Below are 15750 nucleotides of genomic sequence, written 5' to 3' on the forward strand. Positions count from 1 at the left end.
GAAACAGAATGAAGCTACCGATAGTAGTATCAGATGATAGTAAGGAACCCATTTACTATCAAATGGAACTACAAATTAAAAGATTAATCGTAAGTGGCCAACTGCAAGCGGGTACAGCACTTCCTTCCATTCGGGCTTTATCCCATGATCTATCTTGTAGTGTCATTACGACAAGAAGAGCATATCAAAATCTCGAGAATAATGGCTATATTGAAACGGTGCAAGGAAAAGGAACCTTCGTAAGGGCCTTAGAATCGAGTGCCCAAAAACAAATAAGAGAAGAAGTCGTATATTCAACTTTTAAAAAAGCGATAGAAGAAAGTAAGTTAATGGGTTATTCACTCCAAGAGTTAAAAGAGATCAGTGATAAAGTATTTGATGATCTTGAGAGAGGGGGAGATCGTTCATGAAATCTGCAGTTGAGATTCAATCACTAGTAAAAACATATAACAATTTTAAACTGGGTCCGCTTGATCTTACAGTGGAGGAGGGTATGGTTGTAGCATTACTAGGATCGAATGGTTCAGGGAAAAGCACATTATTGCAAACGATCATGAAGTTAAAAAATCATGATTACGGAAACGTCAAAGTTTTAGGAATGGACATCAATGAGCATGAAGTTCAAGTTAAAGAACGGATTGGTTATGCAGGTGGCGGACTGTATGGAGCTTTTAATCAATTAACAGTTGATGGGCTTGCTGAACTTGTGGGGCATTGGTACACCAATTGGGATCAAGCATATTATGAGAGATTGATCAATAGATATGACATTAATCGGAAAGAGAAATTCGCTCATTGTTCAATGGGTACAAAGAAAAAAGTTGAATTTATTTTAGCAATGGCCCATCATCCCAAGCTACTGTTGTTAGATGAACCGACAGCTAATGTAGATATGATCTCGCAACAACGAATGCGAGAAGATTTATCATTATTTATGGCGGATGACCAACACACCATTGTAATGGCTACTCATCTGCAGGAAGAAGTCAAACAATTATGCGATTATATCTGCTTGTTAGACAATGGTCAAATAAAGGATATGTTTGAAAAGGATGAGGTACAATATCGCTGGGCAAGAATATGGTTATCTCATTTTCCTGATCTTTTAAAAGATGATGGGAGAGTGTGGCAAATAGAAGAAAGTCCAGTTCAAATTGTAACGAATCAACTTTCAGAACTTGAAAAAGAGTTGCAACAACAACAAATTGAGATTATCCACGTAAAACATTTGGATCTACATGAGATCATGGAATATATCTTACAATTATAATCCATCTCCTGGGAAATTCTCAGGAGATTTTACTTGCTAAAAAAATTGAAAGCATATATACTATAACTATAATGTATAACAAGATACTAATTCTTGTTATTTTTATAGCTTAGTAACTTGTATTGCAAGGTAGGTGAATTTATGGCTGTAAGGAGTCAGTTACTAAAGGGAATACTGGAAGGATGCATTTTAGCTATTATTTCCAGGGAAACAGTGTATGGATATGAATTAGCAATGAAGCTTCAAAATCAAGGTTTGGATGTCAGTGAAGGTTCGATTTATCCGATTTTATTACGGCTACAAAAGGAAAAATTAATTCAAGGTGAAATGAGAAAATCACCAAGTGGGCCGAATCGGAAATATTACACATTAACAGATGCAGGAGAAGTGTCTTTACTCATTTTTCAAGAGAATTGGGAAAATGTGAAGAAGCCAGTTGATCAATTATTAAGAGGTAAGGAGGAGCTATAAATGCAAGGCTTAATTGCAGAGAATAATGAAAAAAGAAAGCTGTTGAACAAAGAAAATAAGAAAATTTATGAAGATATGCTGATGTATGTTCGTTTGTCATATAACAAGTCAGAGGCTGAAACAGAAGAAGTATTAATGGAATTACTAGATCATCTGTTAATATTACAGCACGAAGGAAGGGAAGCTTCTGAGTTATTTGGAACAGATCCAAAAAAGTATGCAGATGAAATAGTTGGTGAGCTGCCACAAACCATTACGAAAAAAGTATTGATGCTATTTTTTATGGGGGTATTTTATTTTCTGGGCGTCGCAGCGTTTATTAATGGTTTAGTTAGTACAATCCTTTATTTTGGATTTGGCCAATTAGAATCTATTAAAACGTATTATATTGGAAGCTTGTCCATTAATACGCTATTATCATTGGGCATTGCTTTTCTTGTTGTTTATTCTGTTATCCGATATTTCAGATGGTCTTGTTTTAAGAATATATCTAAAATTTTCGAACTCTTGTTTACTGGAGTAATTTTTGGTGCCTTGCCATTTGGTATTTTTCTAGCATTATTCTACTTTATGCCACCTTTTGGGCCGTCCATAACAATCGAGGTTTATTGGCTTATCATAATAGGTATTTGCTTCTATGTATTAGGAAGTGTTTTTAAAAGGAAAGCTTAAAAAGCAAAACACCTAGAGATATAGAAAATCTCTAGGTGTTTGTTGATCTATCAGTCGGGGATGTAGATGCCCCTGATCAAAGTCTCACTTTATCTGCCTATAAATTGTTGTGTCCAATGATTACCTTGTTCTACATATCCAACGCCGATATGAGTAAAGTTTTCATTTAAAATATTTGCTCTGTGACCTTCACTATTCATCCAAGCATTTACTACTTCTTCTGGTGTTTGTTGACCTTTTGCAATATTTTCACCAGCAGTTCGGTAGTCGATACCTGCTTGTTGGATCATGTCAAAAGGAGATCCGTGTGTTGGACTGTTATGGCTGAAGTAACCATTTGCCGCCATGTCTTCTGATTTTTGTTTAGCTACTTTGCTTAACTCTTCATCGATTTCCAAAGCTGGCAATCCTTGTTTTTGACGCTCTTCATTTGTTAAAGCAACAACTTCTTGTTCAAATTCGCTAATATCAGCGTTTTGATTATTTTCTGTTGTTTGTTCTTGCTCTTCTGTATTTTCTTGAGTATTATCTTCGTTAGCAGGTGCTTCTTGTTGTGCTTCTTCATTCTCAGCCGGTACTTCTACTGGTTCTTCATTTTCATTATTATTTTCTGGTTGATCTTTTTCATTAGTTTGTGTTTCTTCTGGTTGTGGTTCAGCAGGTGTTTGCTCTTTTTCTGCTTCGTTTTCGTTCTCGTTCTGATCTGGCTGTTTCTCTACTTCAACATTGAAATTACCAAAGCATTTATCTATTAGCTCTTGCATAGTAGATTCAGAGAATTTCTCTGCTGAAACAAATTCAACACTATTACTTTGTACATGTTGTTTTGCAGATAGTGTTGTATTAGATGAAAACCCTGTTGTCATTACTAGCGCTCCAATTAATAGAAGCGTCATTGATAGTTTCTTTATCATAAAGTAATCCACTCCTTGTTGTTTTGTTTTACGTTGTTATCATAGCATGGGATTTTTGTAATAATAACGGATTATTATACCAATTAAATCGAGAGAAATTTAAATCTGCGCATCAAGCACTTTTATTAAAAAGGAGATAAGAAAAAATTAGCAATAATAGAAAAAAATAATCGAAATATGCACTTGACAAGTTTACGGAGCGCGACTATTATGACATTTTGTTACTGGTTTATTGCATATATGACAAACTTCGAAAAATTAAAAGAGTGGTCATAAGAATATGGAGTGGGATTTTCAAAAGAAAGGAAACTGCAAACAAAATTCGTTTACATATCATACATATTTCTTGTATAATGAAAGTAGAATATGGAGTGAGTGCGAGGAATAATCCTCACACTCGTGTGGCTTTTAATCGGATCGTCGCTTGGCAGAGCGGTGATCCTTTTTCTTATGCCTTTTCAAGTTCATGATCGCCGTTGTTAAATTTACACAAGCAACCACGATACTAACAGCTAATGCAATAATGGTTAGCACCACTTCCATATTCCACACCCCCTTTCTGTGGAGAGGGTTGTCTATAGTATACCACAAAATCGAACATACGTTCTAGTAATAACTAAAAAAATTGGACTTTTCGTAGAGAAAAGTCCTTTTTACCTATAAATTATTAATAAATAATCGAACAATATCTGTTCCTGCAATAATTGTACCCAGTGTACTGCCAAGGTTGGCGAACACAATAATTAGCAGAATTCTGGTGACTTTATTGTGCCAAAATCCTTTTATGGTATGAACATCATCTGCTAAAGCTTCAAAGTCAGAAACATGAGGTTTTTTCACTAAAGCTTGAACAAAACCTGCAAACCAACCGGCAGCTATCAATGGATTTAGTGATGTAATCGGTGCTGCGACTAATGCAGTTAAAATCGTCAAAGGATGACCTAAGGCTAATGCTACACCCAAAGCGGAAAAGCCTCCATTCCAAATTAACCAGCTCATTACTTGCTGCCAGCCTGCTACAGGATTAGACCAAAATGTATAAGCGATCAACGCAATAATAACTAAGGGGATCGACCATCCAATAATTTTGGGTGCTTTCGATTTTGGAGGTAGGTTCGTTAACTTTTTCAGATCCTGCTCTTTGTGAATTTCCTTCGTAATACCAGGAACATGGGCAGCACCTAGTACCGCCACAATTTTCTCACCCGGTGCTTTTTTAATTTTCTGTGCTAAATATTGATCCCGTTCGTCAATTAATGGTTTTTTTAGGCGTGGGAAAGCTTCCGAAAATTCGCTCAATACACTGTCAATCGAGTCTTGCGTTTTCATTTTTTCAAGTTCTTCCTCTGAGATTGATTCTCTAGAGAAGACACCGCCTAATACTTGTGTCAACAGTAGCATTTTCCCTTTAATGCCTATACTTCGCCATATGCGTGCAAACGTGATTTGGATATTTCGGTCTGCTAACACCAATTCTGCACCTATTTCATCGGCGGATTCAATTCCTTGAATCATCTCTTGGCCTGGCTTAATACCGAATTGTTTCGCCATCCGTTTCTGAAAAGAGGAGATAGCAAGGTTCATAAGTAATAAAGTAGCTTTCTTCTCTTTAATCACTTGGAATATATCCATATCACGCCAACTATTACCCTTGACTATCGATTCATAACGTTGTTTATCCAATTCCACACATATTGAATCAGGTTGCTCTTGTTCAATCACTTGTTTAACCTGCTCCGCGCTTTGCTTTGATACGTGAGCAGTTCCAATCAATATGTATTCTTTCCCATCTAATTCAATTCTCGTAATATTTTCATTTTGATCCGACATGCACGATTCCTACCTTTTATAAAGTGAGACTTCCCTCAGTGAGGGTTTTACGGACGATTAATACCGTGATAAAGTAACTACTAAACGACTATTTCTAGTATAGCGGATTATCAGCAAAAAACATACTAACAGTGCTGATAATTTTAAAAGCTTTGTTTATTTTCTTCTATAATATATCTTTGAGTGTTTGTTCTATTGTCGGAAAACGAAAGGTGTAACCGGCGTCAAGCAATCTTTTAGGTATTACCCATCTGCTTTTTAATATCAATTCGGTTTCGGTGCGTAAAAAGAGAGCTCCTAACTCTAATAATGGAGCAGGTGCTGGTAAACCAAGTGGACGGTTCAACTGCTCACGTATTGCTTTCATTAAGTGATGGTTTGGAATGGGATTTGGAGAGGAGCAATTAAATACGCCTTCCATATCTTTGTGCTCATTTAAAAATAATATGATTTGAAATAAATCTTCGACATGAATCCAGCTAAACATTTGCTTTCCATTACCTTGAACTCCGCCTAATCCAAATTTCACCAGGTTCTTGTATGGTGTCATAACACCACCATCAGGGCCGAGTACAATTGCGATACGTAATGCTACTTGGCGGGTCTTTGGTACAGTACATTGGAAAAAGGCATTTTCCCATTTTGTTGCGACATCCACGGAGAATCCCTTTCCTATTTCACCTTCTGATTCTGTCATCGGTCGATCCTCTGCATGCCTGTAAATTGTTGCTGTACTAGCATTCACCCAAAGTTTTGGCGGATTTTCACAAGCTGCTACGACATCTCCTAACAATTTTGTAGTACCTGTTCGGGATTGAAGAATTTCTTTCTTGTTCTGTTCATGATAACGGCAATTAACGGATTTACCTGCTAAATTAATCACCATCTCAGCATTTTCTAATGCATTAACCATTCTTTCATGATCATCCCATGTAATGGCTGGTGCCTTTCTTGCGATCACGATTACCTCATAACCGAGTGCTTCGAACTTTTGTTTCAAATAATTGCCGATAAATCCTGTACCACCTGCAAGCACTACTTTATTTGTCATCCAATTCCTCCTATTCACTCGTTTTCACTATCATATCAAATAGATCATCATTATAAAATTTTTCTGACAATTGTTCATTGTTTTGTTATAATTAACAGTTAAATAGGTAAGGAGCATGAAATTAGATGATATGTATATGATAGAGATAAATCTGAGTATTCTCTTTTACAGGAGCGGATTTAGAGATTAAACTAGGGATAAAGGAAAAAGTGCTCATTAAATAGAAGAATTTACGGATTTTATATTTCTGCATATAAGAGTGAATGATTGAACATACTTTGGGAGCAAGAGTAACAGAATTTGGAGGAGAACAACGATGACGTATGAAGACGATAGCTTAATGCTACACACCGACCTATATCAAGTCAATATGGCAGAAACCTACTGGCGTGATGGGAAAGCAAACCAAAAGGCGGTATTCGAATTATATTTTCGCAAGCTTCCTTTTGATAATGGCTATGCTGTTTTTGCCGGGTTAGATCGTGTATTAGATTTTATTGAGAATTTCGGTTTTACAGAAAGTGATTTAACCTACTTAAAAGAAATTGGTGGATATGAAGAGGATTTTCTCGATTATTTACGAAATTTAAAGTTTTCAGGTACGATTCGATCGATGAAAGAGGGGGAAGTTGTTTTTGCCAATGAACCATTGCTGCGGATTGAAGCACCACTGGCAGAGGCACAGTTAATTGAAACCCCTTTGCTTAACATTGTGAATTACCAAACATTAATAGCCACAAAAGCTGCCCGTATTAAACATGTTGTCGGAAATAATACTGTGATGGAGTTTGGTACTAGACGTGCGCATGAGATGGATGCAGCGATTTGGGGAACAAGGGCTGCGTATATCGGTGGTTTTTCTGCCACAAGTAATGTTCGAGCTGGAAAACTTTTTGGAATTCCAATCGCCGGAACCCATGCACATGCAATGGTGCAAGCTTATCGAGATGATTATACTGCATTTAAAAAATACGCCAGCACACATAAAAACTGTGTTTTTCTCGTTGATACGTATGATACATTACGGTCTGGTGTCCCGAACGCCATCCGTGTTGCAAAGGAATTTGGAGACACTATAAATTTTCAAGGTATTCGTTTAGATAGTGGTGATATGGCCTATTTATCGAAAAAGGCAAGAAAAATGTTAGATGATGCCGGTTTTCCTGATGCTAAAATTATTGCTTCCAATGATTTAGACGAATATACCATATTAAACCTGCAAGCTCAGGAAGCACAAATCGATATTTATGGTATTGGCACGAAGCTTATTACAGCCTTTGATCAAGCAGCATTAGGTGGTGTGTACAAATTAGTAGCTATTGAGGAAGATGGGGAAATGATTGATACGATTAAGATTTCAGCTAACCCGGAAAAAGTAACAACCCCAGGGAGTAAAAAGGTGTATCGTATCATTAATAATGACAATGGACATTCAGAAGGGGACTATATTGCATTAGAGCATGAGGATCCACATGCAGAAGAACGTTTGAAAATGTTCCATCCGGTGCATACCTATATTAGTAAGTTTGTTACTAATTATATAGCTGTAAACTTGCATGAGGATGTAGTGATAAATGGTGAAATCAATTATCAAAGCCCTTCCTTGGAAGAGATTCAAAATTATACGATTAGCAATATGAAGCTTTTATGGGAAGAGTACAAGCGAACGATGAAACCCGAAGAGTATCCAGTCGATTTAAGTGAAGCGTGCTGGGAGAATAAAATGAATTTAATCCGTGATATTAAAACAAAGGTAAAGCAGAAGGTTGAATAACGGAAAGGGGACATATTCATGCATTCATTACAAAAAGAAATTATGGAAACATTGAAAGTGCAGCCGGAGATTGATCCACAAGAGGAATTTCGTCGTAGTGTCGATTTTGTCAAAGCTTATTTAATGAAACATCCTTTTCTGAAAAGCGCTGTATTAGGGATTTCTGGTGGCCAGGATTCAACGTTAGCAGGATACATCTGCCAAACAGCGATAAATGAGTTGAACGAGGAGCAAGATGAAGAAAAATATGCATTTATTGCAGTCCGTTTACCGTATGGAGAGCAAGCAGATGAAGATGATTGTCTGGTTGCACTTGATTTTATTAAGCCGAGTCGAACTGTCCGAGTAAATATTAAGGATGCTGTTGATGCGAGTGAAGCAGCAGTAGAGAAGGAAATCGGTGATATTAGTGAGTTTGTGAAAGGAAATACCAAGGCTCGTGAGCGCATGAAGGTACAATATGATATTGCTGCCGCATGTAATGGTGTTGTTGTTGGTACAGATCATGCTGCTGAAGCGGTTACTGGTTTCTTTACGAAATATGGTGATGGTGCGGCAGATATTTTACCATTATACCGCTTGAACAAACGTCAGGGGAAATCAATTCTTAAGATGCTAGATTGTCCGGAGCGTCTCTATGAGAAGGCACCTACAGCAGATTTAGAGAGTGACCGCCCGCAATTGCCAGACGAAGAAGCATTAGGTGTGACGTATGATGCAATTGATGACTATTTAGAAGGAAAACAAGTGTCAGATAAAGAAGCGGAAACAATTGAACAGTGGTTCATGAAAACTCGCCATAAGCGAGAAGAGCCTGTTACCGTGTTTGATGACTGGTGGAAAAGGTGATGGCAGTGATGTCATCATCTTTTTTGGTAGATAAAAAAGATGTGCAAAATCCATAGATTATGAAGTGAAGTTACACTTTGTTTTCTTTTGCTACGGAAAAACACTTCCGGCTTTAGCCTCCTCGACAGAGGTTAGCTCACCACGGAGGATTTTCAGCTCGTACTGTGATCAATTTATCAGCGTGATCCACAGGACATGACTGTATTGATCCCATAGGACTCGTATTACCTCAGCTAATATAAAAGACAAATCACGGTCTGATCGAAGAAGATTTGTTGATTATTTGAGTATAAACGACAAATCGTAGCTTGCTCCAAAGAGATTTGTTAATTATATGAGTATAAATGACAAATCGAAGCTTGCTCCAAAGAGATTTGTTGATTAACTGGGTATAATCGACAAATCGTTGCTTGCCCCAAAGAGATTTGTTGATTATCTGAGTATAAATGACAAATCGTTGCTTGCCCCCAAGAGATTTGTTGATTATCTGAGTATAAACGACAAATCGTGACTTGGCCCAAAGAGATTTGTTGATTATCTGGGTATAATCGACAAATCGAAGCTTGATCCAAGATGATTTGTCATTCATGTCGGTTTTAACAAACAATAAATATTGCCTGCTCTAGTTAAAAATCCTATAGGAATGGAAGATTTCCCGAAAGTCCCCTGTTACGCGGAGGCACTAGGATTTTCTAATGAATAGAAAATATCAAAAATACTAAGTATAGAAAAAAGACACCATCCTAACACTCACAAGTTTCTTCATTGATTTTTTTATTTGATTCTGTTATATTTATCTCGAATTCGAAATAATTTCACTTCAATTATAGGAGATGATTATATGAACGGCTTAAAAGGTATTCATCACGTAACAGCCATTACTAGCAGTGCGGAGGAAAATTATAAATTTTTCACGTATGTATTGGGTATGAGATTAATAAAGAAAACTGTTAATCAGGATGACATTCAAACATACCACCTGTTCTTTGCAGATGATAAAGGCAGTCCAGGAACAGATATGACTTTCTTTGATTTTCCTGGAATCCCGAAAGGCTCTCATGGTACGAATGAGATTTGTCGTACTGGCTTTCGTGTTCCGTCAGATGCTGCTCTTGATTACTGGGTAAAGCGGTTTGACCGTTTAGAGGTAAAGCATGATGAAATCAAAGAACAATTTGGTAAGAAGGTATTATCTTTTGTAGACTTTGATGACCAGCAATACCAATTAATTTCTGATGAAAATAATGAGGGAGTTGCTTCTGGTACACCGTGGCAAGATGGCCCTATTCCATTAGAATATGCAATCACCGGATTAGGTCCGATTTTTGTACGTATCCAAGACTATAAATACTTCAAGCAAGTAATGGAAAAAGTATTGATGTTTACTGAAATAGACCATGATGGTTCGTATCACTTATTTGAAGTTGGTGAAGGAGGGAATGGTGCACAAGTAATAGTGGAAGAAAATGTTGTCTTACCTATGGCTCGTCAAGGTTACGGTACTGTACACCATGCCGCTTTCCGGATTGAAGATCTCGAAACACTGCACCAATGGGATGAACATTATCGCCGTTTCGGGCTTCAGACTTCCGGATATGTCGATCGCTTCTTCTTTAAATCATTATATACAAGAGTAGCACCACAGATATTATTTGAATTAGCTACAGATGGTCCAGGGTTTATGGGTGATGAACCATACGAAACATTAGGGGAAAAACTATCTTTACCACCGTTTTTAGAAGATAAACGAGAAAATATAGAAGGAATGGTTCGCCATATAGATACCATCAGAAGTACGAAACATTTTGAGAAAGAATATGAAGATTAAATTGTATGCTAGTAAATATATTTATTTTGAGTCCGGTTTATACGGGGCTCTTTTTTTATGATGATGCTAATTCCACACTGATAGAAGTTTAACTTTTTAGATTATCTATTTCTAAGGAAAGGATACATTTTTTTACATAAGATAAGCAAGTATACAATCATTTTCTATGAATGTTTATATTCTAAAAGTGCTATAAACTATTCGATCTCGTGAAAATCCATAATTTCTTCATAATTAACCAAATATTAACATTGTACTTATATTGTCATAATACTTGTCTGATAGATTTAAATGGAAAGGAATAGAAGGTTTCGTTTGTGAAGTGACGGTCAAAAAATAGGAGGGATAACAATGTTGAAAAAATGGACTTACTTGTTTGTCGCATTTATGTGTCTTTTTGTAGCGTTTGCTCCAACACTTGATGCTGAGGGACCATTAGATCCAGCTCCAGAAATAGCTCCTAATGGTTCAACAAATGGTTTATCTGTCTTGTTTGATAACACACATGCACAGACTGCAGGTGCAGCAGATTGGGTAATTGACGGAGCATTTTCTGATTTTGCTGAAGCAATTGCGGAAGAAGGATATTATGTCCAAGAGTTACGTAAAGAAGGGCGATTTACCTTAAGTGATTTAAATGATTATGATGTGTTTGTCATACCAGAAGCAAATATTCCTTTCTCCGATCAAGAACAAGAGGCAATGGTAGATTATGTGGAGCAAGGTGGGAGTATTTTTTTCATTGCAGACCATTATAATGCTGATCGTAATAAGAACAGATGGGATTCTTCGGAGGCGTTTAATGGATATCGACGTGGTGCATGGTCAGATCCGGCATTAGGTATGAGTCAGGAGGAAGAGGATTCTTTTTATATGCAAGACGTTTCAAGTTCCGATTGGTTAAGTGACCATTTTGGTATGCGGATACGTTACAATGCATTAGGTAATGTTCATTCAGACGTTATCGTTTCACCTTCCCAGTCATTTAATATTACGGATAATGTTAATACGATCACTATGCATGCTGGATCGACAATTGCTATTACGGATCCAGATAAAGCAAAAGGCATTGTATATATAGAGGAAACAAATGAGGCATGGTCCCATGCTGTAGATCAAGGTGTGTATGATGGCGGTGGAATGGACGAAGGGCCCTATGTAGCGATAGGTAAATACAACTTAGGAAAAGTAGCATTGATAGGTGATTCATCACCAGTTGAGGATATTACTCCAAAATATAAAAGGGAAGAAACAGGTGGTACGAAAACAACATATGATGGCTTCTATGATCAAGATAATCATGTACTACTGATTAATTTAATTAATTGGTTAGCTGAACAAGAGGATTACTCATCATTTGATCAGGTAGCAGGTATAGACTTAGATGAGGAAACCTCTTTGTTAAGTATGGAAAACCCAATAAGCTCAACTGAACCGGAATCAGAGCCATGGAGTGAGCCAGCTAGTGATTATAAGTGGTGGAATCGTTCAACTTTTAAAGAGGGTTCCTATGGATATGCGGATAGTGATGATCCAAATGAACCAGTGGATGGAGTCACTGAAAGCTTTGACAATGGGAGTAAAGCTGCTTATGCAGCAGATGATGTAACATTAGCATCAGGTTCATGGCATTTTGATAATGCATTGTTAGGATCTTTATCTTCAGATAAGAAAAACGGAACACAATCTAGTCGTATTCGTGCGAATGGAACAATTTCGATGAATTTTGATGTGAACAGAGCAGAAAGTGTGAAGGTGGAGCATGCCAATTTTGGCAATGACAGTGGAGCAAATTGGAGTTTAGAAAAGTCTACAAATGGAGGAGCAACTTGGACAAGTGTCGCTGGTCCCTATAGTAGTGGAAGTTCATTGGGATCTGAGACGATTCAAGTAAATGAATCAAGTATGGTTAGATTCCGAATTGTTGTAGGCGGAACATCTGGGGAACGTATTAACGTGGATGATTTTACTATAATTGATGAATAGTACAACATCTAATAGCGGCTAGCTTATATAGAGTTAGCGGCTATTTATCACGGTGCTAATCGTCCGTAAAATTCCCACTTTAAGGTTCAAGTAAACCAAAGAAGCTAAGTGTGGGGAATCACGGACGCTAACACCTTGATAAGTTTCACTAACCATGAGTTGGAATCAAAACCCCCATTCATGGAAGAAAGTCTCACTTTATTCTTGTTTTACAAAAAAACATACATTTTTTTACAAGAAATTAACACCATCTTAATGTTGATTTTTTACCATTATAAATGATTCGAATTTTCTAAATATTAGAGAGGGGACAATTATGTTGAAAAAGCTATGGTGTTTATTAGTGATTACATTGATCGCTTTTTTAGTAGCATGTGGTAGCGATGAAGAAGATGAAGATACAACGAATGAAGCGGAAGCTAGTGAAATAGAGGATAATACAGGATCTGAGAGCGAAGAAGCAGAGGAAGAGGCAACACAATCCATCGATACATTATCGATTGGTTTTGTACCTTCACGTGATCCAGAGGAAATTGTAACAGCAACAGAACCTTTGAAAGATTTATTGAAAGAAGAAATGGCTAATTTGGGATATGAAATTGGTGAAGTGGATATTAGTGTTGGTACCAATTATGAGGCAGTAGGTGAAGCACTTTCTGCGGGTACAACGGATATTGGACTTATTCCTGGTGGTACATATGTACTGTATGATGATGGTGCGGAAGTTGTTTTGACGGCAACTCGCGCGGGCTTGAACAATGATTCAGATGATGCGAGCGACTGGAATGAAAATAAACCTACTGAAGCAAGCGATGAACAAGTAACTTACTACCGTGCATTAATGATTGCCGGTCCTTCTGAAAAAGGACAAGAATTAGCGGATAAAGTAAACAGTGGGGAAGAGTTAACAGCTGAAGATGTAGAAAGTGCTAACTGGGCAGTGATGTCATCTTCTTCTCCAGCAGGTTATATTTATCCGGCATTATGGCTAAAAGATAACTTCGATCTTACGATTGCGGACCTGCCTAATAAAGCACAAGTAGATTCATATGGTAGTGCTTTTGCGAGAATGGCGGCAGAACAAATTGATGTGATGGTAACATATGCAGATGCTAGGCGAGATAATGAAGAAGCATGGGAATCAGAGTTCGATAGAGAAGTAAATATATGGGATGAAACAAATGTCATTGGTGTAACTTCTGGTATTTACAATGACACGATCAGTGTAAGTAAAAACTCTGAAAAAATGGATGAGGATTTAAAATCTGCTATTCAACAAGCATTTATGAATATTGCGAAAACAGAAGAAGGAAAAGAAGTTATTTCTATTTACAACCATGAAGGTTATCAGGAAGCAACAGATGCGGACTATGATAAAGAACGTGAAGCACAGGAAATGGTCCAGTCATTGGATTAAAAGGAATTAATGTTCTACCCTTTATAAACAATATTGAAGGAAAAATGAGGACATCATTCTTTGGTGTTCTCATTTTTCACAAGGAAGGCGATAGAAATGATTGAATTTACGAATGTAGATAAAGTATATCCAAACAAGGTAAAAGCATTACAAAATATTAATTTAAAGGTTGAAAAAGGCGAATTTGTGGCGATTATAGGCTTATCAGGTGCAGGGAAGTCAACGCTTATTCGTTGTATTAATAGAATGCATGATATAACGAACGGTTCCTTGATCGTAGATGGCATAGAAGTAAGGAAGTTACGAGGGAAAGAAATTCGCAATTTTCGTAAACGAATTGGTATGATTTTTCAATCCTTCAATTTAGTGACTCGTACTACTGTATTAAAAAACGTATTGGTTTCCTTTGTGCCTCAGCTTCCTTTTTGGCGAAAGCTAACAGGCATTTTTGCAAAAGACCATAAACTAAAAGCGTTGACTGCTTTAGATCAGGTCGGTATTTTAGATAAAGCGTATGTCCGTGTTGATCAACTATCTGGAGGTCAGCAACAACGTGTCGCGTTAGCAAGGACTTTAGCGCAAAACCCGGATGTCCTTCTTGCTGATGAACCGATTGCTTCGTTAGATCCTGTTACATCCAAACAAGTAATGGATGATTTTAAGCATATTAACCAAGAGATGGATATGTCCGTAATTATGAATATTCACCATGTCGAAGTAGCGCTTGAATATGCAGATAGAATTATTGGTGTAAGGGAAGGGCAAATAGTATATGATGGCCCATCCAAAGAGGTGACAGATGAAGTATTAGACCATATTTATAAAGGTGAAATCGACGAAATGCAACAGGAAATACTCGAGGAAGGTGCCTATGTTTGATAAAATTTTTCCGCCAAAGCAAGTTGTATTACCTAATGGTAAGACGGTTTCGGAAAAAAGATCTCGTACACCTTTCTTTTTAATAATTGTTCTTATTGCTACCTATTTATCTATTAGGTTTACTAACTTTGAGTTTAGTGTGCTGGTGAAACGAGGGAATGAGTTTTTTGTTATTGTGGATGAAATGATTCCACCTAAGTGGGAATACCTTCCGAATTTGTGGAAACCTCTGATGGATACGATTAAGATGTCATTACTTGGTTCTGTACTAGGTTCACTTGTTGCTATTCCCGCTGCCTATCTAGCTGCTTCTAATGTCATAAGAAGCAAGACAATCGTTATAATTGCAAGATTATGCTTAAGTGTTTTGCGGACAGTGCCTACTTTAGTGTCGGCTTTAATTGCAACGTTTATTTTTGGATTAGGGACGTTAGCTGGTACGGTTGCGATATTTCTTTTTACATTGGCATATGTAGGTAAACTGTTATATGAACAAATTGAGAATGCGAGTATGGATGCCTTTGAGGCGATGGAATCAATTGGGATGACGAGAATACAGGCATTTCGCTATGCAATCTTTCCTCAAGTATTACCAAACTACTTATCAACTTCCTTATTTTGTTTTGAAGGAAATGTACGTTATGCAGCGATTCTAGGTTATGTCGGTGCTGGTGGTATCGGTTTGCTTTTGAATGAGGGACTTGGCTGGCGAGATTATGCAAGTGTCGGAATGGTATTATTCATGCTTGCTATTACTGTCTTTCTTATTGAAACTGTTAGTGAGTATTTTAGGAAAAAGTTGATATGAA

General features: G+C 37.2%; 15 protein-coding genes. 11 read left to right on the forward strand and 4 right to left on the reverse strand.

Translation table 11 applies throughout. The annotated features are described in order from the left end of the window. Window positions 1–8 precede the first annotated feature (8 nt). The 4 genes from GI584_RS02345 to GI584_RS02360 all read left to right on the forward strand — a co-directional run bounded on the left by GI584_RS02345 (window position 9) and on the right by GI584_RS02360 (window position 2413). Entirely contained in the window at window positions 9–410 is a 402-nt protein-coding gene (locus GI584_RS02345) for a GntR family transcriptional regulator (RefSeq protein WP_100362221.1), read from the forward strand. Then, window positions 407–1270 (forward strand): ATP-binding cassette domain-containing protein, encoded by an 864-nt coding sequence (locus GI584_RS02350; RefSeq protein ID WP_100362220.1) that lies wholly within the window; start codon window positions 407–409, stop codon window positions 1268–1270. The genes GI584_RS02345 and GI584_RS02350 overlap by 4 nt, the downstream gene beginning before the upstream one ends. A 141-nt stretch (window positions 1271–1411) precedes the next feature. Next, a complete protein-coding gene (locus tag GI584_RS02355; RefSeq protein WP_100362219.1) occupies window positions 1412–1741 on the forward strand; it encodes a PadR family transcriptional regulator in 330 nt (109 codons plus the stop codon). After that, on the forward strand, window positions 1742–2413 hold the full coding sequence (locus GI584_RS02360) for a DUF1129 family protein (RefSeq protein WP_100362218.1): 672 nt from the start codon (window positions 1742–1744) through the stop codon (window positions 2411–2413). Between the two features lie 89 nt (window positions 2414–2502). Here the strand turns inward: GI584_RS02360 and GI584_RS24275 are convergent, their stop codons facing one another. The 4 genes from GI584_RS24275 to GI584_RS02375 form a co-directional block, all read right to left on the reverse strand. Then, the gene (locus GI584_RS24275; RefSeq protein WP_153790119.1) at window positions 2503–3327 is read right to left on the reverse strand and encodes a CAP domain-containing protein; all 825 of its coding nucleotides are present in this window, start codon (window positions 3325–3327) and stop codon (window positions 2503–2505) included. Between the two features lie 408 nt (window positions 3328–3735). After that, complete coding sequence (locus GI584_RS24200; RefSeq protein ID WP_267902835.1) at window positions 3736–3870, reverse strand: hypothetical protein; 135 nt, start codon at window positions 3868–3870, stop codon at window positions 3736–3738. Between the two features lie 114 nt (window positions 3871–3984). Further along, on the reverse strand, window positions 3985–5157 hold the full coding sequence (locus tag GI584_RS02370; protein WP_100362216.1) for a TraB/GumN family protein: 1173 nt from the start codon (window positions 5155–5157) through the stop codon (window positions 3985–3987). A gap of 166 nt (window positions 5158–5323) precedes the next feature. Further along, window positions 5324–6208, reverse strand: coding sequence for a TIGR01777 family oxidoreductase (locus GI584_RS02375; protein ID WP_153790120.1), 885 nt, complete (start codon window positions 6206–6208; stop codon window positions 5324–5326). Between the two features lie 316 nt (window positions 6209–6524). Between GI584_RS02375 and GI584_RS02380 the strand changes: the two genes are divergently transcribed. From GI584_RS02380 to phnE, 7 genes are all read left to right on the forward strand, one after another. Continuing rightward, on the forward strand, window positions 6525–7982 hold the full coding sequence (locus GI584_RS02380; RefSeq protein ID WP_153790121.1) for a nicotinate phosphoribosyltransferase: 1458 nt from the start codon (window positions 6525–6527) through the stop codon (window positions 7980–7982). A gap of 18 nt (window positions 7983–8000) precedes the next feature. Next, a complete protein-coding gene (gene nadE / locus GI584_RS02385) occupies window positions 8001–8831 on the forward strand; it encodes an NAD(+) synthase (protein ID WP_153790122.1) in 831 nt (276 codons plus the stop codon). 841 nt (window positions 8832–9672) lie between these two features. After that, window positions 9673–10659, forward strand: a complete 987-nt coding sequence (locus tag GI584_RS02390) for a ring-cleaving dioxygenase (protein ID WP_153790123.1) — start codon at window positions 9673–9675, stop codon at window positions 10657–10659. Between the two features lie 351 nt (window positions 10660–11010). Then, window positions 11011–12645: an Ig domain protein group 2 domain protein gene (locus GI584_RS23745; protein ID WP_194842107.1), complete on the forward strand. Its 1635-nt coding sequence runs from the start codon at window positions 11011–11013 to the stop codon at window positions 12643–12645. A gap of 316 nt (window positions 12646–12961) precedes the next feature. Next, window positions 12962–14062: a phosphate/phosphite/phosphonate ABC transporter substrate-binding protein gene (locus GI584_RS02400; protein ID WP_153790124.1), complete on the forward strand. Its 1101-nt coding sequence runs from the start codon at window positions 12962–12964 to the stop codon at window positions 14060–14062. Window positions 14063–14158: 96 nt separating this feature from the next. Continuing rightward, the gene (gene phnC / locus GI584_RS02405) at window positions 14159–14941 is read left to right on the forward strand and encodes a phosphonate ABC transporter ATP-binding protein (protein WP_100362210.1); all 783 of its coding nucleotides are present in this window, start codon (window positions 14159–14161) and stop codon (window positions 14939–14941) included. After that, window positions 14934–15749 (forward strand): phosphonate ABC transporter, permease protein PhnE, encoded by an 816-nt coding sequence (gene phnE, locus GI584_RS02410; RefSeq protein WP_153790125.1) that lies wholly within the window; start codon window positions 14934–14936, stop codon window positions 15747–15749. The genes phnC and phnE overlap by 8 nt, the downstream gene beginning before the upstream one ends. Window position 15750 lies beyond the last annotated feature (1 nt).

This window comes from Gracilibacillus salitolerans, from assembly GCF_009650095.1.
Classification (GTDB): Bacteria; Bacillota; Bacilli; order Bacillales; family Amphibacillaceae; genus Gracilibacillus; species Gracilibacillus salitolerans.

Excerpts from the sequence above, each read along its gene's own strand:
- GI584_RS02345 (WP_100362221.1), top strand. The coding sequence starts at position 9 with ATGAAGCTACCGATAGTAGTATCAGATGATAGTAAGGAACCCATTTAC.
- GI584_RS02350 (WP_100362220.1), top strand. The coding sequence starts at position 407 with ATGAAATCTGCAGTTGAGATTCAATCACTAGTAAAAACATATAACAAT.
- GI584_RS02355 (WP_100362219.1), top strand. The coding sequence starts at position 1,412 with ATGGCTGTAAGGAGTCAGTTACTAAAGGGAATACTGGAAGGATGCATT.
- GI584_RS02360 (WP_100362218.1), top strand. The coding sequence starts at position 1,742 with ATGCAAGGCTTAATTGCAGAGAATAATGAAAAAAGAAAGCTGTTGAAC.
- GI584_RS24275 (WP_153790119.1), bottom strand. The coding sequence starts at position 3,327 with ATGATAAAGAAACTATCAATGACGCTTCTATTAATTGGAGCGCTAGTA.
- GI584_RS24200 (WP_267902835.1), bottom strand. The coding sequence starts at position 3,870 with ATGGAAGTGGTGCTAACCATTATTGCATTAGCTGTTAGTATCGTGGTT.
- GI584_RS02370 (WP_100362216.1), bottom strand. The coding sequence starts at position 5,157 with ATGTCGGATCAAAATGAAAATATTACGAGAATTGAATTAGATGGGAAA.
- GI584_RS02375 (WP_153790120.1), bottom strand. The coding sequence starts at position 6,208 with ATGACAAATAAAGTAGTGCTTGCAGGTGGTACAGGATTTATCGGCAAT.
- GI584_RS02380 (WP_153790121.1), top strand. The coding sequence starts at position 6,525 with ATGACGTATGAAGACGATAGCTTAATGCTACACACCGACCTATATCAA.
- nadE (WP_153790122.1), top strand. The coding sequence starts at position 8,001 with ATGCATTCATTACAAAAAGAAATTATGGAAACATTGAAAGTGCAGCCG.
- GI584_RS02390 (WP_153790123.1), top strand. The coding sequence starts at position 9,673 with ATGAACGGCTTAAAAGGTATTCATCACGTAACAGCCATTACTAGCAGT.
- GI584_RS23745 (WP_194842107.1), top strand. The coding sequence starts at position 11,011 with ATGTTGAAAAAATGGACTTACTTGTTTGTCGCATTTATGTGTCTTTTT.
- GI584_RS02400 (WP_153790124.1), top strand. The coding sequence starts at position 12,962 with ATGTTGAAAAAGCTATGGTGTTTATTAGTGATTACATTGATCGCTTTT.
- phnC (WP_100362210.1), top strand. The coding sequence starts at position 14,159 with ATGATTGAATTTACGAATGTAGATAAAGTATATCCAAACAAGGTAAAA.
- phnE (WP_153790125.1), top strand. The coding sequence starts at position 14,934 with ATGTTTGATAAAATTTTTCCGCCAAAGCAAGTTGTATTACCTAATGGT.